Annotated in this window: 15 protein-coding genes; 5 read left to right on the forward strand and 10 right to left on the reverse strand. The window is 65.9% G+C overall.

The genetic code is table 11. From position 1 onward, the window contains the following. Window positions 1-19: 19 nt before the first annotated feature. The 4 genes from accC to MasN3_RS22835 are packed head-to-tail and all read left to right on the forward strand — an operon-like array spanning window position 20 to window position 4,822. A complete protein-coding gene (gene accC / locus MasN3_RS22820; RefSeq protein ID WP_281910469.1) occupies window positions 20-1,414 on the forward strand; it encodes an acetyl-CoA carboxylase biotin carboxylase subunit in 1,395 nt (464 codons plus the stop codon). After that, the gene (gene prmA / locus MasN3_RS22825) at window positions 1,411-2,367 is read left to right on the forward strand and encodes a 50S ribosomal protein L11 methyltransferase (RefSeq protein ID WP_281910470.1); all 957 of its coding nucleotides are present in this window, start codon (window positions 1,411-1,413) and stop codon (window positions 2,365-2,367) included. The genes accC and prmA overlap by 4 nt, the downstream gene beginning before the upstream one ends. Before the next feature lie 13 nt (window positions 2,368-2,380). Further along, window positions 2,381-3,862: a zinc-ribbon and DUF3426 domain-containing protein gene (locus MasN3_RS22830; protein WP_281910471.1), complete on the forward strand. Its 1,482-nt coding sequence runs from the start codon at window positions 2,381-2,383 to the stop codon at window positions 3,860-3,862. A gap of 18 nt (window positions 3,863-3,880) precedes the next feature. After that, window positions 3,881-4,822, forward strand: a complete 942-nt coding sequence (locus tag MasN3_RS22835; protein WP_281910473.1) for a carbohydrate kinase family protein — start codon at window positions 3,881-3,883, stop codon at window positions 4,820-4,822. 73 nt (window positions 4,823-4,895) lie between these two features. Here MasN3_RS22835 and MasN3_RS22840 read toward each other — a convergent pair whose 3' ends face one another. The 5 genes from MasN3_RS22840 to MasN3_RS22860 all read right to left on the reverse strand — a co-directional run bounded on the left by MasN3_RS22840 (window position 4,896) and on the right by MasN3_RS22860 (window position 11,798). Next, the gene (locus MasN3_RS22840) at window positions 4,896-5,423 is read right to left on the reverse strand and encodes a YggT family protein (protein WP_281910474.1); all 528 of its coding nucleotides are present in this window, start codon (window positions 5,421-5,423) and stop codon (window positions 4,896-4,898) included. 87 nt (window positions 5,424-5,510) lie between these two features. Then, window positions 5,511-6,824, reverse strand: a complete 1,314-nt coding sequence (locus MasN3_RS22845) for a transcriptional regulator (protein WP_281910476.1) — start codon at window positions 6,822-6,824, stop codon at window positions 5,511-5,513. A gap of 745 nt (window positions 6,825-7,569) precedes the next feature. Then, window positions 7,570-9,216 carry a glycosyltransferase family 4 protein gene (locus MasN3_RS22850; protein WP_281910477.1) on the reverse strand — a complete coding sequence of 549 codons (1,647 nt, stop codon included), beginning with the start codon at window positions 9,214-9,216 and terminating at the stop codon, window positions 7,570-7,572. Between the two features lie 130 nt (window positions 9,217-9,346). Beyond that, complete coding sequence (locus MasN3_RS22855; RefSeq protein ID WP_281910478.1) at window positions 9,347-10,003, reverse strand: hypothetical protein; 657 nt, start codon at window positions 10,001-10,003, stop codon at window positions 9,347-9,349. 109 nt (window positions 10,004-10,112) lie between these two features. Next, window positions 10,113-11,798, reverse strand: a complete 1,686-nt coding sequence (locus MasN3_RS22860; protein ID WP_281910481.1) for a PQQ-dependent sugar dehydrogenase — start codon at window positions 11,796-11,798, stop codon at window positions 10,113-10,115. Window positions 11,799-11,950: 152 nt separating this feature from the next. Between MasN3_RS22860 and MasN3_RS22865 the strand changes: the two genes are divergently transcribed. Beyond that, window positions 11,951-14,425, forward strand: a complete 2,475-nt coding sequence (locus MasN3_RS22865; protein ID WP_281910482.1) for a hybrid sensor histidine kinase/response regulator — start codon at window positions 11,951-11,953, stop codon at window positions 14,423-14,425. A gap of 143 nt (window positions 14,426-14,568) precedes the next feature. Here the strand turns inward: MasN3_RS22865 and MasN3_RS22870 are convergent, their stop codons facing one another. The 5 genes from MasN3_RS22870 to MasN3_RS22890 form a co-directional block, all read right to left on the reverse strand. Beyond that, entirely contained in the window at window positions 14,569-14,964 is a 396-nt protein-coding gene (locus MasN3_RS22870; protein WP_281910483.1) for a hypothetical protein, read from the reverse strand. Continuing rightward, the gene (locus tag MasN3_RS22875; RefSeq protein WP_281910484.1) at window positions 14,961-15,473 is read right to left on the reverse strand and encodes a hypothetical protein; all 513 of its coding nucleotides are present in this window, start codon (window positions 15,471-15,473) and stop codon (window positions 14,961-14,963) included. Before MasN3_RS22875 ends, MasN3_RS22870 begins: the two co-directional genes overlap by 4 nt. Window positions 15,474-15,482: 9 nt before the next feature. Continuing rightward, on the reverse strand, window positions 15,483-15,977 hold the full coding sequence (locus tag MasN3_RS22880) for an Hcp family type VI secretion system effector (protein WP_281910486.1): 495 nt from the start codon (window positions 15,975-15,977) through the stop codon (window positions 15,483-15,485). Between the two features lie 121 nt (window positions 15,978-16,098). Then, window positions 16,099-16,644: a DUF4256 domain-containing protein gene (locus tag MasN3_RS22885; RefSeq protein ID WP_281910488.1), complete on the reverse strand. Its 546-nt coding sequence runs from the start codon at window positions 16,642-16,644 to the stop codon at window positions 16,099-16,101. 119 nt (window positions 16,645-16,763) lie between these two features. Then, on the reverse strand, window positions 16,764-17,870 hold the full coding sequence (locus tag MasN3_RS22890; RefSeq protein WP_281910489.1) for a ribonucleotide-diphosphate reductase subunit beta: 1,107 nt from the start codon (window positions 17,868-17,870) through the stop codon (window positions 16,764-16,766).

Here is a 17,870-nt window from a genome sequence, read left to right on the forward strand (position 1 = left end):
CTGAAACACCGAACCTACCATGTTTGAAAAAATCCTCATCGCCAACCGTGGTGAAATCGCGCTGCGTATCCAGCGCGCCTGCCGCGAGCTGGGCATCAAGACGGTCGTCGTTCACTCCGAGGCGGACAAGGACGCCAAGTACGTGAAGCTGGCGGACGAATCCGTCTGCATCGGCCCGGCCCAGTCGGCGCTCAGCTACCTGAACATGCCGGCGATTATCAGCGCCGCCGAAGTGACGGACGCCGAGGCGATCCACCCGGGCTACGGCTTCCTGTCGGAGAACGCCGACTTCGCCGAGCGCGTCGAGAAATCCGGCTTCGTCTTCATCGGCCCGCGTTCGGACTCGATCCGCCTGATGGGCGACAAGGTCTCGGCCAAGCAGGCGATGATCAAGGCCGGCGTGCCCTGCGTGCCGGGTTCGGACGGCGCCCTCCCGGACGACCCGAAAGAAATCATCCAGACCGCACGCCGCATCGGCTACCCGGTCATCATCAAGGCCGCCGGCGGCGGCGGCGGCCGCGGCATGCGCGTGGTGCATACCGAAGCCGCGCTGCTGGGCGCCGTGCAGATGACCAAGACCGAAGCCGGCACCGCCTTCGGCAATCCGGAAGTCTATATGGAGAAGTTCCTGGAAAATCCGCGCCACGTGGAGATCCAGGTGCTGGCCGACGAGCACAAGAACGCCGTCTGGCTGGGCGAACGCGACTGCTCGATGCAGCGCCGCCACCAGAAGGTCATCGAGGAAGCGCCGGCGCCGGGCATCCCGCGCAAGCTGATCGAGAAGATTGGCGACCGCTGCGCCGAAGCCTGCCGCAAGATCGGCTACCGGGGCGCCGGCACCTTCGAATTCCTGTACGAGAATGGCGAGTTCTACTTCATCGAGATGAACACCCGCGTGCAGGTGGAACACCCGGTCACCGAAATGATCACCGGGATCGACATCGTGCAGGAACAGATCCGCATCGCCTGCGGCGAGAAGCTGCGCTTCCGCCAGCGCGACATCATGCTGTCGGGCCACGCGATCGAGTGCCGCATCAACGCCGAAGACCCGTTCAAGTTCACCCCGTCGCCGGGCCGCATCACCGGCTGGCACCCGCCGGGCGGTCCCGGCATCCGTGTCGATTCGCACTCGTATGCAGGATATTATGTTCCACCTCATTACGACTCGATGATCGGCAAGGTAATTTCCTACGGTGCGACGCGCGAGCAGGCAATTCGCCGCATGCAAATCGCGCTCTCGGAAATGGTGGTTGAAGGTATTCTCACCAATATCCCGCTGCACCGTGAGCTGATGGTCGACGCCCGCTTCATCGAGGGCGGCACCAACATTCACTACCTGGAGCACAAGCTGGCTACCAAGCCAGACCTGCCGAAGGAAACGGGACTCGGCGCCAAATCGGAAACCAAGGTATGAGCTGGACGGAAGTCGTCATCGAAGTAGCGCGGGACCACGCTGAGGCCCTGTCGGACGCCCTGATGGAAGCGGGCGCCCTGTCGGTCTCGGTGGAAGACGCGGACGAAGGCACGGACGCGGAAAAACCGCTGTTCGGCGAACCGGGCATGGAACCCACCGAAACCGCGTGGGATCACAGTCGCGTCGTTGCGCTGACCGACACCGACGCCGACCAGTTCGCGATCGTGCAGGAAGCCGCCAACGCCATCAAGCTGCCCGTCGTGCCGTCGTTCACCACCCGCGCGGTGGCGGACGCCGACTGGGTGCGCCTGACCCAGTCGCAGTTCGAGCCTATCCACATCGGCAAGAACATCTGGGTCGTGCCGAGCTGGCACGAGGCGCCGGACCCGAACGGGCTCATCCTCGAGCTCGACCCGGGCCTGGCCTTCGGCACTGGCAGCCATCCGACCACCCGCCTGTGCATGGAGTGGCTGGAAGCGCACCCGGCGCCGGGCAAGTCGGTGCTGGACTACGGCTGCGGCTCGGGCATCCTGGCGATGGTGGCCAAGAAGCTCGGCGCGCTGGATGTCGCCGGCGTCGACATCGACCCGCAGGCGATCGAATCGGCGCGCAGCAATGCCGAGCGCAACGGTGTCAGCATCGACTTCTACCTGCCGGACAACTTCGCCGCCGCTCCCAACGAGCGCCACGCGAAGGGCCAGTTCGACATCGTCGTGGCCAACATCCTGTCGAGCCCATTGAAGCTGATGGCGCCGATGCTGTCCGGCCGCGTGGCGCCGGGCGGTTCGCTGATCCTGTCGGGCGTGCTGGCACGCCAGGCGGAGGAAGTGGCTGCCGCCTACGCACCTTTCATCAAGCTGGGCGTCTGGGCCGAGCAGGACGGCTGGGTCGCCCTTCACGGGACGCTCGGCCAGGACACCGCACCCGCGCCCCGTTCCGCCATCACCGGCTAAGGAACGATCAGGCATGGCGCTCGCCACCCAATGCCCCCACTGCGGCACCATGTTCCGCGTCGCCGCGGACCAGCTCAAGCTGCGTGGGGGCATCGTCCGTTGCGGCGCCTGCACTGAAATCTTCGACGGCAATGCCGCGCTGGTCGACCTGGCCAGCGCGGCGCCGCGCCCTTCCCCAAGGCGCCGGCGCGCGTCCGACGCCGAGCTGGCCGCCGCGCCCGCCGCCGCGCCAGCTGCAGCCCCCCAGCTCGACGCAGCTGCCGCTCCCGCGCCGGAAGCGCAGGACGATCCGATCTACACCCTCGAATTCGACCGTACCTTCTCGCCCTTCGGCATCCTGCCCAAGGCAAGCAGCGGCGAAGACGTGACCGAGGCGCCGCAGCAGGCACGCCAGGCACCCGAGGCCCCGGTGGCCGAGCTCCCGGCGGAGCCGAGTGCAACGCAGGCCGGCGTGGACGAAGCGCAGCCGGCGCCGGAGCCCACGGAACCCGCGCTTGCGCTTGACGCAAGCCCCGAAGTCACTCCTGAAGTCACTCCTGAAGTCACCCCGGAAGTCAGCCCGGACGTCGCCCCTGAGGCCATCCCCGACGCAGCGCCGGTGCCGGTCCGCGCGCCCGAGCCGGTGCCGATGGCGCAGGCATCCGCCGAGGCACCGGTGGCGCTTGCGGCGGGCCTAGAGGTCGACGAAGCACTGGTGGCCGCACCGGCGCCGGACCATGACGCGTATCCCGAGGAGCCGGCCCCTGCCCCGGTACGCCCGCCTGCGCCGGCGGCTGCCAGGACAGGCGCCACCGCGCCGCCGCTGCTGCTGCGCGAATCCGGCCCCGCCACGGTCACCATGCCGGCGCCGCCGCGCGCCCCGCCGGTGGCGCCGTGCACGCCGCGCACCCGGGCCGCGGAAGCACGCGCCGCGCGCAAGTCGAAGCTGACGCCGACCAGAATCGAACCGCCCAAGCTGCGCGTGCCGGAACCCGACGAGCCGGAGTTCGTGCGGCGCGGCCGCCAGCGCGAACGCTCGGGCAAGGCCATGCGCATCGCGATGCTTGCCGGCAGCCTGCTGTTGCTGCTGGCCCTGGCGGCGCAGGCCGTCCTGTACTTCCGCACCCCATTGGCGGCGCGCTATCCCGCACTGAAGCCGACCCTGGTCTCGCTGTGCGGGGTGCTGGGCTGCCGCGTCGAGCTGCCGGCCAGGGTCGACCAGCTGGTGATCGACACCGGCGAACTGACCACGCTCGGCGGCAACGCCTATACCTTCAGCACCCAGCTGCGCAACCAGGGCGACTCGGTCCAGGCCTGGCCCAGCATCGAACTGACCCTCTCGGACGCCGACGACAAGCCGCTGGTGCGGCGCGTGTTCGGCCCGCGCGATTACCTGCCGGCCGGCCCGCTGCTGGACCTTGGCTTCGCCGCGCACGCCGAGCAGCCCGTGAAGCTGCACTTCCGTGTCGCGGAACCGGCGCCTTCCGGCTACCATATCGCCGTCTTTTACCCCTAATCTCTTGAAGGCATCTCCATGACCAAGACCGCCCTGATCTGCGGCTCGATCGCATTCGACAAGATCATGCAGTACCACGGCCGCTTCGCCGAGACCCTGCTGGCCGACCAGCTGCACCGCGTGAACGTCTCCTTCCTGGTGCCGACCATGCGCCTGGAGTATGGCGGCTGCGCGGTGAACATCGCCTACAACCTCAAGCTGCTCGGCGGCGAGCCGCTGGTCATGGGCACCATCGGCCAGGACGGCGGCGATTACCTCGAGCGCATGAAGAAACAGGGCATCGAGACCCGCGCGATCCGCACCATCGGCGACGCCTACACCGCGCAGTGCTTCGTCACCGCGGACCAGGACAACAACCAGATCAACGCCTTCCACCCGGGCGCGATGCAGTACTCGCACGAGAACAACGTGGCCGACCAGGGCCTGCTCCGCGTGGCGATCATCTCGCCGGACGGCCGCGACGGCATGCTCAAGCACGCCGCCGACTGCGCCGCCCAGGGCATCCCCTTCATGTTCGATCCGGGCCAGCAGCTGCCGATGTTCTCGGGCGAAGAGCTGATCCGCTTCATCGACGGCGCCAGCTACCTGGCCTGCAACGACTATGAATTCGAAGTGGTGATGGACCGCACCGGCCTGAGCCTGGCCGACATCGCCGGCCGCCTCGAGGCGCTGATCGTCACGCGCGGCGGCGAGGGTTCGGACATCTACGCCGGCGGCGAGCACTACCGCATTCCGGCGGTGAAGGCCGACGAGATCGTCGACCCGACCGGCTGCGGCGACGCCTACCGCGCCGGCCTGCTGTACGGGATCATCAATAGCCTGGACTGGGCGACCACCGGCCGCATCGCCAGCCTGCTGGGCGCGATCAAGATCGGCAGCACCGGTGGCCAGAACCACAGCTTCACGCCGCAAGAGATCGAGCAGAAGTTCGAGGCGGCGTTCGGGTACAAGTTCCGCTGAGACGAGCGCCAGGCTGCACAAATGAATTGGGGTCCCCGCGGGGACCCCATTTTTTTGATACGGGCTGACGCCGTCAGCCGAAGAACACCTGCCGCAGCACGAACTGGATAATCTGAATCAGCACCAGCGCCACCAGCACAGACAAGTCGATCCCGCCGATCGGCGGCACCACGCGCCGGATCGGCCGCAGGATCGGCGTATTCAGCGCATGCACGAAAGGCGCCAGCGGCGCCTGCGGGTTCACCCAGCTGAAGATCGCGTCGATGATCAGGAGCGCCATGAAGCCGTACAGGATCCAGTTCAGGAACCGGTACAGCGCGTGCAGCAGCACCATATGCGCATCCGCTCCCGCTACCAGCAGCAGCGAACTGGCCAGCACCACCACCAGGAAAGCGCCGATCAGGCTCGCCCAGTCATAACCGCCCATGCCCGGCACCAGGCGCCGCAGCGGCAGCACCAGCCAGTCGGTCAGGGTGAAGGTGAATTGGCCGATCTGCTGCGGCGGACGCACGCGCGTGGCCTGCATCCAGAAGCGCAGCAGGAGCAGCCCTCCCAGCAAGGCGGCAGCGGTATCGACGATAAACTGGAGAATAGACAGCACGTAGGCTCCTCAAAAAAAAACCGCCGTGTGAACGATCACACAGCGGTATTTTGCCTGAACCAGGCAAGACTCGCTATCGAGCCGGAATTACGGGCGGCTGCTGGTAGGGAACGGCCATGCGGCTGCCGGCGACAGCGTGGTTTTCGCTGCCGGAGCAGGTGCGGCTGCCTTGCTGTCCGATTTCGAATCGGTTTTCGCTTCCGGTTTGGCTTCGGCTTTCGATTCCGATTTGCCGTCGGCTTTCGCATCCGATTTGCTGTCGGCCTTGCTATCGGCTTTCACTTCCGGTTTTGCTTCGGCCTTGGCTTCCGGTTTCGCTTCCGCTTTCATTTCCGGCTTGGCTTCGGCTTTTGCGGCCGGCTTTGCAGCAGGCTTGGCGGCAGCCGATTTGGTGGCAGCGGATTTAGCTGGTGCGGCCGCTTTTGCCGGGGCTGCGGCTTTAGCCGGAGCAGCGGCTTTAGCTGGAGCGGCCGCTTTTTTTGCAGCAGGCTTTGCCGCGGTTTTAGCCGGAGCAGCAGCTTTCTTGGCAGCAGGCTTAGCGGCGGCTTTGGTCGCGGTCGCTTTCTTTGCTGCCGGCTTTGTAGCCGATTTGGCCGCAGTCGATTTGGTAGCGGCGGTTTTGGTCGCAGCTGCTTTCTTGGCTGCCGGCTTGGCAGCGGTTTTCGCTACTGGCTTGGCGGCTGCTTTCTTTGCTGCAGGCTTAGCGGCGGCTTTCTTCGCAGCTGGTTTAGCAGCGGCTTTCTTTGCTGCCGGCTTGGCTGCCGATTTGGTAGCGGTGGCCTTGGCTGCCGGCTTTGCTGCCGCTTTCTTTGCAGCAGGTTTAGCTGCCGGTTTAGCGGCGGCTTTCTTTGCTGCCGGCTTTGCTGCCGACTTGGTGGCGGCGGCCTTGGCTGCCGGCTTGGCGGCGGCTTTCTTTGCAGCAGGCTTAGCTGCCGGCTTAGCAGCAGCTTTCTTCGCTGCCGGTTTGGCTACCGACTTGCTTGCAGCTTTTGCTGCCGGTTTTGCAGCGGCTTTCTTTGCAGCAGGCTTAGCTGCCGGTTTTGCTGCAGCTTTCTTGGCTGCTGGCTTGGCTGCAGCTTTCTTTGCTGCAGGCTTCGCTGCTGCCTTGGTCGCAGTGGTCTTGGTTGCTGCGGTCTTGGTTGCTGCGGCTTTCTTTGCTGCCGGCTTGGCCGCTGCCTTGGTGGCGGTGGTCTTGGCGGCGGTGGTCTTGCTTGCTGCAGCTTTCTTGGCAGCAGGTTTAGCTGCGGTTTTCGCTGCCGGCTTGGCGGCGGTCTTGGCCGCCGGCTTGGCAGCTGCTTTGGCCGGAGCGGCCTTGGCTGCCGGTTTCGCGGCGGCGGCGGTTTTCTTTGCTGCCGGTTTCTCGGTTGCAGCCTTTGCTGCTGGTTTCTTAGCGGTTGCCATTTAGATTCTCCTTCATCTGCGATGAGAAATACGCTCAAGGTTTAAAACCCGCCCACCCTCAGCGTGGCGGGCGAATTATTCATCGGACCAAACCGCCTGGCGATTTGGGCCAATGAATCCGGCACCGGCTGAACTGCTGCAACTCCTCACAATTGCAGCGCTTCAGCCAACGTCGCTAGGTATCCGACTCAATGCGTTTTCACATCGCTACCCTTGCGGGCGCGAAAAGAAAAAGCCGCCTTGCCTGAACACGGTCAGGCAGTGCGGCTTGTTCTTTTCGCTTCGCTTACGTGCATACTGATTGAATCAGTTCCTATTATTCGATCGATTACTGCCCGGATGGACGCGACAATATCACATGTTCACGTTTTGACAAATTCAAACACGTAAAGTACACGAAAACTTTGTGAGCGCGCAACCCGAACACCTCAAAGTGAATCACGTTTTTCGTACTTAAACATGCGATTGCGCATTCGTCGGTTAACTACTACACCGCGATCACGCCAAATCCCATTTCGATTGATCGGCAAACCAGCGTCACGGCTTGCAGCGGCCGGTCTTTCAGCGCGGCGCGTTCATCGAAACTGCCGTCTCCGGCAATGGATGCGCTCCTAATTGACGCTGCATCGGCAATCCATCGGCGCGATCCGGATCCCGAACCAGGAAAACCGCTTGCCCATGCTTGGACAGCGCGATGCGCAAAACAGTGCCTTTGATTTTTACGCGCGGGCGGCCGGCGTGTTGATTATTCGACGACCCTGAGCAGGTCCATCTTGCACAGCCACGCCAGCCCGCGCAACAGCGTCGGACGGTCGCACGGTCCCAGCGTGTCGATCAATTCTTCCACTTCCACCGGGCGCGGCCCGATGGCGCCGAACAGACGGCCGAAATCCTCGAGCGTCGGCAGCGAGCCCGAGGCGAAGCGGTTGATCGCCAGGTCGCGATACCCGTTCACCAGCGCCAGCGTGGCCTCCGGCGCCAGCTCCACCAGCGAGGCCGCCGTGAGCGGCCTTGTCGCGTAGCTCGCGAACAGCCGGAACGGGTCCGGACGGTCCGGGGCGCGCGACGGCAGCGGCGGCGCCAGCACCGGGTCGGCGCGCCGCCGTTCGGCGAGTTCGTCCCACAAGGCGCGGTAACGGCCCAGGATGACCGTCCAGTCGAATTCCGTCTCGGCCCGGCGCCGCGCCTGTTCTCCGAGCCTGCGGCGCAGCTGAGCGTCGCCCACCAGGCGCCCGTAGGCCTGCGCCAGCTGCGCGCCGTCCACCGCCACCGCCTGGCTCGCGTGGCCGCAGTACATGTCGAAACTGTCCACCCCGTCGTCGTGGCGCAGCGCCAGGTCGAGTCCCGCGCCCGGTCCCGGCATCACGGTCGGGATGCGGTAGCCGTCGATGCCGTCGCGCACCGTGTCGCGGTAGCCGCTCCAGTCCGAGACCACGCAAGGCAGCCCGGCCGCCATCGCTTCCACCGGGGCCAGGCCGAAGGTCTCCTGCACGTTGTCGGCCAGCGAGGTGAACACGTCGGCGGCAGCCCAGGCGTCGAGCTGGTTGCCGAGTACGCGGCCATCGAGTTCGATCAGGCGCACCGACGGACACAGGAGCGCGGCCGCTTCACGGAACGCAGCTTCGATCGCCTCGCCCGCATACCAGCCGGCGATGACCAGGTGCACGTGCCGCCCGCCCTTCTCGGCGCGCTCCAGGGCGCTGAACATCTGCTGCGGGTGGGACTTGGCGTGCACCGACAGCCGGCCGAGGTAGAGGAAGGCCACGTCTTCTTCCCCGATACCGAGCCGGGCGCGCGCTTCGACGCGCCGGCCGGCTTCGGGGCGCAGGTCGGCAGCATGCACGCCGAGCGGGATCAGGGGCAGTTGCGGCAGCTCGAAGCGCTGCGCCGCCAGGCGGGTGCGCAAGTAGTCGGCCTGCTCCTCGACCAGCACCCGGACGCTGTCGCGCACCGCGCGCGAGGTGCAGATGATCGCATCCCAGCTGCGCACCGGCGCCACCAGCAAATTCGCCATCATGCTCATCATCTCGTGCGAGGCGGTGGCGTGCGTGATGCCGCACAGGCTGTAGCGGTGCTCGCCCACAGCCAGCCTGCGCCAGGCCAGGCGCTCGATATCGGGGCCGGGATGGTACAGGCAGCCGAAACGCTCGAGCCCCTGCGGGGCCGACGGCGGGATCCACGCCATCGCGCCGCCAAAACCCTCGCCTTGGAGGGTGGCTGCGAATGCGTCAGCATGGCTGCGATCGGCGGCAAGGCAGCCGATTTCGCGCAAGCCGGCATCGCGGGCAATCGCTCCCAACAGGCCGACGCCGGCCGACTGCCTCCCCATCAGCTTCTGGCCGGCCACGGAAAAGGATTCGGGGATGTAATGCAGTGCGAAGTGGTCGGGCATGCGCGCTCCTGCGGCCAGGCTGGCCGGTCGACGCCATGATAGCGGCGGCGCACGGCGCACGGCGCAGGCGTGGAATCGTCCTTGCAAGACGAGTTCGCCATCCTGCTGAAGACCTGCTCAGGCCATTGATCTAGCCGCCGCAGGCGCCGTACTGCGCCTCGGCATACTCGGCCTCGCTCACCAGGCCTGCCCGGCGCAGCGCGTCGGGCCGCAGGCTGGCCGGGAAGTCCGCCTCGCCTTCGGGATTGCCCAACTCGTCCAGTGGCGAACGGGCGACCAGTCCCTGGATGACGCGGTAGCCGGCGCCGCCCGGCATGCCCAGCTGGGCGTCCAGCCCGAACAAGCGCGGGAGGTGACGGCCCGCCGCGGGCTGCGAGGCGCGGCGCCGGGCCTGCACCAGGCAGACGGCCAGCGCCCTGTCCAGCTCCCCTTCCCGCATGCGCTCCATATAAGGGATGGCGCGGCCGACGTGGCGGATGCAAAAAGCGTCGAGGCCTGCGGGATCCAGGCGCGTCCATGCACGCCACACCGAATCGGCCGCGCGCGAGGGCAGCGCGCAGGCCCTGCCGGCGCTGGCGGCGCAATCGAAGAACGTCATCAGGCCCTCGGCCGACTGGGCGAAGAAGGAAGCATCACGCGGGATGCCGGGAAAGGCCTCGTGCGCACTGCAGGCCCAGTAAGGGAACAGTGCGGCGGGCACGTCGGCCAGCACGGATGCATAGGTGGACTGGGCGAATTCCCATTCCACCGTGTGCGCCGGCGCGCGCGGCATTTCCCTGACATTCATCGCTTCCTCCTGGTCGATCCTCCCTACCATAGTGCAGGGACAACGGACGGATGATGAGCGAGCTCAACAATGAAAAAACCCGTCTTGCGACGGGTTTTCGGGAGAAGCTTCAACGCTGCGGCGCGATCCGCCAGACGGTGCCGCCGGCGTCGTCGACCACCAGTAGTGCGCCATCCGCCGCCACCTCGACAGCGGCGGGGCGGCCCCAGACGTCGCGGTCGCTCAGCACCATGCCGCTCATGAAGTCCTGGTACTGGCCGGTCGGCACGCCATTCTTCATGAAGACGCGCACCACTTTATAGCCCGTGCGTACGCCGCGGTTCCAGGAACCGTGCAGGGCCACGAACACATCGCCCTCGTACTCCTTCGGGAAGGCGTGCCTGGCGCCCTTCAGCGCCTGGTAGACCGCCATGCCGAGCGGCGCCGAGTGCGACTGGATCAGCACATCCGGCACGATACTCTTGCCCTTCAGGTCCGGGCGCTGGCCCTTCAGGCGCGGGTCTTCGTGGTCGCCGATGTAGTACCACGGCCAGCCGTAGAAACCGCCCTGCTTCACGCGGGTCAGGTAGTCCGGCGGCAGGTTGTCGCCCAGCGCGTCGCGCTCGTTCACCGTGCACATCACGTCGCCCGTGCCTGGATAGACCAGCATGCCGACGCAGTTGCGCAGGCCGGTGGCATAGGTGCGGCGGTTCTTGCCGTCCACGTCGAAGGCCATGACGGTGGCGCGGTCGGTTTCCACGCCCCAGCTGGCACCGACGCCGTGCTTCGCTTCCCACTGCGCCAGCGGTTCGGGCGGCTGCGGGCCGATCTCGGTGGCCACGTTGGTGGCCGAGCCGATCGACAGCAGCATGGTCTTGCCGTCCTTCGAGAAAGCCAGGGTGCGGGTGGTGTGGCCGCCGCTGGTGTCGGACAGCTGCGCCACCACGGTCTCGACCGGGCCGCGCGCCTTCAGGTCGCCGTTGCGGTAGGGGATGCGCACGATCGCATTGACGTTGGCGACATACAGGTATTGCGGATGCGCGCCGGACGGCCAGAAAGCCATGCCGTAGGGGCGGCTCAAGCCGCTGGCGAAGACCTCGACCTTGTCGGCGGCCTGGCCGCTCTTCGCGCGCGCCACCTTGATCTCGCCCTTGGCGGTGGCGGCCAGGAAGATGTCGCCGTTCGGCGCGCGCAACGCCACCCGCGGCTTGTCGGCATCGACCGCGAACACGCTGACCGCGAAGCCCTGCGGCACGGTCGGCATGCTGCCGTTCGGACGCGCCTCGACGCGCGGGCCGTTGCCGGCGCTGCTGGTGGCGAAAGGCGGCGGCATGTCGCTCACCTTGATGTGGTGGATGCGGCCGGGCTGGTTGTCGTCCCAGGAACCCTGGCGCTCGGCCGCCGTCGCCGCCTTCGCAGGCGCCGCTGCGGTGACGGCGCCTTGCAGGCCGGCCAGGTAGTCGACCAATGCCGTGCGCGCCGCCTTGTCCGGCACGCCGACCGGCATCGTGGTGCCGGGCACGTTCTTCGCGGGGTCCGCCAGGAAAACGTCCAGCTCTTCACGGGTCCAGGTCTTGCCGGCGGCGCCGGCCTTCACCAGGGCCGCGGAGTAGTCGAAGCCGGAAACGCCGGCCGCCTTGCGTCCAAGCACGCCGAACAGGCCGGGGCCGGCACGCGAGGACAGACCTGCGTCCACGCTGTGGCAGCTGGCGCAGTTGTTCTGGAAAGTGGTCTGGCCGGCGGTCGTTGCCGGTGCGGCGTGGGCAGCGGACACGGCTGCCAGGCTGGCGAGCAGCGCGACGGTCTTGGCTTGCAAGGGAGTTCTCCTGTTGTTGACAATGCGGAACTGGACAGTGCGACATCATAGGGCAAGTCGGCGGCGTGCGCTGAGCAAAGTGTGCCACGGCTATAATCGCCAATCGATCTCTTCCGGCACGCGCGCGCCGAGCCCAGACAAGCAGCCAACGAATGCCGAACCCAATGCCGATGCCCCCGGTCGATGCGGACTCCCTGGTGCATGCCGAACTCGCCCGCTATCGCTTCATTACCGGGCTCGACGACGCCATCCGCCTGCTCACCGATCCCGAACAGATCGCCCAGACCGGCGCGCGCCTGCTGGGCGAGCATCTTGGCGCGGACCGCTGCGCCTATGCCTACGTGAGCGAAGACCAGGGCAGCTTCACCCTCACCGGCAACTACACCAGGGGCGTTGCCAGCATCGTCGGGCGCTACCAGCTGGCTGCCTTCGGCGCCGAGTTCGTCCGCCTGAACCGCCTCGGCCAGCCTTATGTCGTGGAAGACAGCGAGACCGACGCGCGGGTCGGCGACGTGCTGCAAGCCTACCGCGACACCGGCCTGCGCGCCGTGATCTCCGTCCCTGTCATCAAGGGCGAGCAGTGGGTCGCCGGCATGGCGCTGCACCAGTCGACGCCGCGCCGCTGGCAGGAGCACGAGGTGCGCCTGCTGGAAGCGGTGGCGAACCGCTGCTGGGAATCGATCGAGCGCAGCCGCATCGCGCTCGAGCTGCGCGCGGCCGAGGAGCGGGTGCGTGGCAGCCACGACTACCTGCGCCTGCTGCTCGACTGCACCGAGGAAAGCTTTTATTCGGTGGACCGCGAGGGCGTCACCATCATGTGCAACGCCGCCTTCCTGAAGATACTGGGCTTCCGCAGCGAAGACGAGGTGATCGGCAGGAAGCTGCACGGCGTGATCCACCGCGCGCACCCGGACGGCTCGCACTACTGCGTGGAGGATTGCCCGATCTACCGCGCCGCGCGCGACGGCGTGCCGGCGCTGGTGGAGGACGAGATGTTCTTCCGCGTCGACGGCACCGGTTTTCCTGTCGAGTACCGCGCGCGCCCGGTCTGGCGCGACGGCCAGCTGCACGGCGCGGTCTGCACCTTCGTCGACCTGACCGAGCGCCGCCGCACCGAAGAGGCCTTGCGCAAGAGCGAAGCCCACCTGCAGTCGCTGTTCGGGCAGACCGCCGCCGGCATCTGCGAAACCGACCTGCAAGGCCGGATCGTGAAGATCAACGAGCGTTTTGGCGACATCGTGGGGCGCACCCGCGAAGCGCTGCTCGGGACACCGATGCAGGAGATCACGCATCCGGACGACCTGGCGCTGAACCTGCCGCTGTTCAAGCGCACCATCGCGGCCGGCGAGCCGTTCGAGATCGAAAAGCGCTACCTGCGTCCGGACGGCAGCAGCGTGTGGGTCAACAACACGGTGAGCCTGATCCGCGCTGCGGGAGGAAATGGCTCGGACAGCATCCTTGCGGTCTGCATCGACATCACCAAGCGCAAGCACGCCGAGGAAGCCTTGCGCGAGGCCGACCGCCGCAAGGACGAATTCCTGGCCATGCTGGCGCACGAACTGAGGAACCCGATGGCGCCGATCCGCGCCGCCGCCGACCTGCTGGAGTCGCGCGACCTGGCCCCCGAGCAGCGCCGCCGCACCAGCCAGATCATCTCGCGCCAGGTCAAGCACATGACCGGCCTGGTGGACGACCTGCTGGACGTCTCGCGCGTCACCCGTGGCCTGGTAGAGCTGCAACAGGCGCGGCTCGACGTCAAGCAGGTCATCGCCGATGCGATCGAACAGACCCGCCCCCTGATGGAAGCGAAGCGCCACCGCCTGGTGGTGGAACTGGCGTTCGACGCCGCCCAGGTGCTGGGCGACCACAAGCGCCTGGTGCAGGTGCTGAGCAACCTGCTGGGCAACGCGGCCAAGTACACCCCGCCGGAAGGACGCGTCGAAGTGACGATGGGAGCGACCGGTGAGCGGGTGGTCCTGGTGGTGGCCGACAACGGCGTCGGGATCGCGCCTGACCTGCTGGAACGCATATTCGACCTGTTCGCCCAGGCCGACCGCAGCCCCGACCGCTCGCAGGGCGGGCTCGGCATCGGCTTGGCGCTGGTGAAAAGCCTGGTGGAGCTGCACGGCGGCAGCGTCGCCGCCCACAGCGAAGGCCTGGGCCAGGGCAGCCGTTTCGTCGTGACCCTGCCGCGCGCCGCCGAGCAGGATGGGACCGAGGTGTCGCTGGGCGAGGACGCGCCGTTTGCCCCGTCCGCCGCCCGGCGCGTGCTGGTGGTCGACGACAACGTCGATGCGGCCCAGATGCTGGGCATGTGCCTGGAAGCGGCCGGGCATGCCGTCATGATCGAATACGGCCCGCAGCAGGCGCTCGCGCGGGCCAGGACCGGACAGCCCGAGGTGTGCATCCTCGATATCGGACTGCCGGGGATGGATGGGAACGAGCTGGCGCGCCGCTTGCGGGCCGCGCCGGAGACGTCCAACGCCACCCTGATCGCCTTGACGGGCTATGGACAGGAGCAGGACCGGCAGAGCGCCATCGCGGCGGGGTTCGACCATCACCTGGTCAAGCCGGTGGCGGCGCCGGACTTGCTGGCGCTGGTGGCAAAGGCGCGGCCCCTGGCCTGATACCTCGGGCTGACAGCCGGCGCAAAAAATATCGCCACAACGACCATTGGCCAACTGGCAGATCGTAACGTGAGCCCGCAACGTCAGTTTGCGCCTATTTACCCTATCAAGACCTACGTGAAAATATCAGCGTTCGTCTTGACCTAACAAATCGACCCGTAGGTACTCTTCCCGGTCGGGACGTCAAGGCCAACATAGCACGCATACCCTGTGTACGTGCCGCGCTTTTCCCAGATACAGGAAAGGTGACCTCTGAGGCGCGTCCGGTGGTCCGGCCCGGCTCCGCAGGCGTCTTTCCTGTCTGGCCCGATCTGGTCGAAAAGCTCTTTTGCGAGAGCTCCAGTGAACATCAGCGACACTTTCCTGTCTTTCGCCGTCGGTGGTACGGAATCGCCCAGGCTGCCGCCGTACACGTAGTAGTCGCCCTTGAGCGGCGTGGCAAGATAACGCGCCCCCGGGTCTTTCGGAGGCTGCGGCTCGGCCGCACTGGCCAAGGGGAGCAACAATGCGATGGCAAGACATACAAAGCGTGTGTTCATCGTCCCTCCCATAGCCCAACGTGCAGGTGGTCGTCGTGCGAAGGCCAGCGCTTCACGCGTGGGCCGCACACGGCGCGCAGCTCGTCATCGTTGAAGTAGATGAGCTTGACCAAGGGGTGCCGCAAAAACAGGTTGACTAGCTTGATCGTGGCGGCCTGATAGTAGATCGTCTTGTCCTTGTACGTGCAGCGAGCCGCTGGGCCGATCATTCCATCCTTTCGGATCGGGCGCATATCCATTTCGATGCCCTTCATGTGGGTATCGTGCTCGTACCTGAGTCCGCCGGCAAGACTCATATTCCCAATGCCGAATTTCCGATGGTCGATGGCCTGCCACTCCCGCTCAACCCAGAAGATGACTGACAGCATTTTGGGGTGGGCGTATTGGGCGAGATGGCCGGTGCCAGGCTTTCCGCCCACGTTGCCGTACACGTAATAACCGGCTTGCTCAGGCGCCTGAGGGAGCATGAAGTGCCCCAGGTTGTCCCGGGGCTGAATTGGAATGGCCATGGCGACGCCTCAGGCGCAGCACTTCTTGGCCGCAAGGTCCCAGCCACCGGCGGTTTGACCACCAATGCCGCCACCGATCTTCTGCTGCGTGTACGACCACTTCACCTTCGAGAAACACAGCCCGATCTCGTCCTGGAGCAAGCCACCGCCGTTCATGACCTGGTCCATGTGGGAGACCAGCACGTTCTCCAGGTCGACCTGGTAGTACTTGACCCGCTTGCCGTCGCCGTCGGCGCGCATGAATTCCAGCCGGGCCTTCGGGATCGTCTTGCCCATCGAGCAGTGCTGCATCAGGATTGGCGAGGCGAGGTCGGCGATCTTGGACAAGGATAGTGTCCGATGCTCGCAATGTCCGGCAGTGTGACCACCGGCGGTGGACTTGCTGCCGACCGTAGCCTGCATCACGCCGAAGCTGACCGAGGTGAGCTCGATCCAGCCCTGGTGGCCGGCGTCGGCCGATTCGCCCTTGATGCCGTCGATTTGCAGGTATGCGTCGGATGCCATTGGCGTTCTCCCTGATGATGAATTGAACGACCATTCTGGATTCGGACAGACTGAGATAGATTGGCGGTGCGCAAGATGCTGACATTTTGTAAGGTGCAGCCTGTCTTGAGCTAGCGCCCTGTTATAAGGTCAGTACGCCACGAAAGCCGCGCGCCGCGTAATAGGACTCGGCGCCGTTGTGGTAAACGAACACCCGGCCGTAGCGGCGGCCGCAGAACAGCGCGCCGCCCAGCTTGCGCACCTCCAGCGGCGTCGCGACCCAGCTCGAGGTCTTGCGGTCGAATTCGCCCAGCGTTTGCAGGTGGCGGTACTGTGCTTCGGTCAGCAGCGTGATGCCCATGCCGGCGGCCATTTCTTCAGCGCTGCCGCGCGGCTTGTTTTCCTTGCGCGCTTCCCAAGCGGCGCGGTCGTAGCATAGGCTGCGGCGGCCGGCGGGGGTTTCCGGGGAACAGTCGCAGAAGACGACGCTGCCACGCGCGTCGTCCATGCCGACGACGTCCGGCTCGCCGCCGGTGGCTTCCATCTGCGCCAGCGAATCGAGCGCGGCGGGATGGTCCTGGAGTCTTGCCTCGACCTTGAGCCAGTCACATTCCGCATGGCGCCCCATGTTCTTGTCGAAACGGGTCTTCAGTGTCCGCAGCAGTTCGTCGGCTTGTTCCGGGGTCATGGCAGGCCTTGACCTCTCATGGTGGTGGAACGCAAAGTTAGCACAGCCGCGTGCTCAGAAATGAAAAAAACCGGCTGCCATCGCTGGCAGCCGGGTGTCATGAGGCAGATGCGGAAGGATTAGTCCCAGCTCAGCGCCCCACCGGTCTGGTACTCGGTCACGCGCGTCTCGAAGAAGTTACGCTCCTTCTTCAGGTCGATCATCTCGCTCATCCACGGGAACGGGTTTTCTTCGTTCGGGAACAGCGGATCCAGGCCGATCTGCACGGCGCGGCGGTTGGCGATGAAGCGCAGGTAGCCCTTGAACATCGGGGCGTTCAGGCCCAGCACGCCGCGCGGCATGGTGTCTTCGGCGTAGCGGTATTCGAGGTCGACCGCCTGCATGAACAGGGTCTTCAGTTCTTCGCGGAAGGCCGGGGTCCACAGCTGCGGGTTTTCCATCTTGATCGTGTTGATCAGGTCGATGCCGAAGTTCACGTGCATCGACTCGTCGCGCAGGATGTACTGGTACTGCTCGGCGGCGCCGGTCATCTTGTTCTGGCGGCCGAGCGCCAGGATCTGGGTGAAGCCGACGTAGAAGAACAGGCCTTCCATCAGGCAGGCGAACACGATGATCGACTTCAGCAGCTTCTGGTCGTTTTCCAGGGTGCCGGTCTTGAATTCCGGGTCGGTCAGGACGTTGATGAACGGGATCAGGAACTGGTCCTTGTCGTGGATCGACGCGATCTCGTTGTAGGCGTTGAAGATCTCGCGCTCGTCCAGGCCCAGCGACTCGACGATGTACTGGTAGGCGTGGGTGTGGATCGCTTCCTCGAAGGCCTGGCGCAGCAGGTACTGGCGGCATTCCGGCGCGGTGATGTGGCGGTAGGTGCCCAGCACGATGTTGTTGGCGGCCAGCGAGTCGGCGGTGACGAAGAAGCCGAGGTTGCGCTTGACGATGCGGCGCTCGTCTTCGGTCAGGCCGTTCGGGCTCTTCCACAGCTCGATGTCGCGCTGCATGTTCACTTCCTGCGGCATCCAGTGGTTCGCGCAGCCGGCCAGGTACTTGTCCCATGCCCACTTGTACTTGAACGGCACCAGCTGGTTGACGTCGGTCTGGCCGTTGATGATGCGCTTGTCGTCGGCGTTGACGCGCTTGGCGACTTCGGCGGCGGGTGCCGCCTCGCCGGCGCCTTGCGCTGCGCGCGGGGCTGGTGCGGTGCTTGGTTCGTCGTCCCAGGAGAGCAT

Origin of the sequence: Massilia varians (assembly GCF_027923905.1) — a bacterium.
Classification (GTDB): domain Bacteria; phylum Pseudomonadota; class Gammaproteobacteria; order Burkholderiales; family Burkholderiaceae_D; genus Telluria; species Telluria varians_B.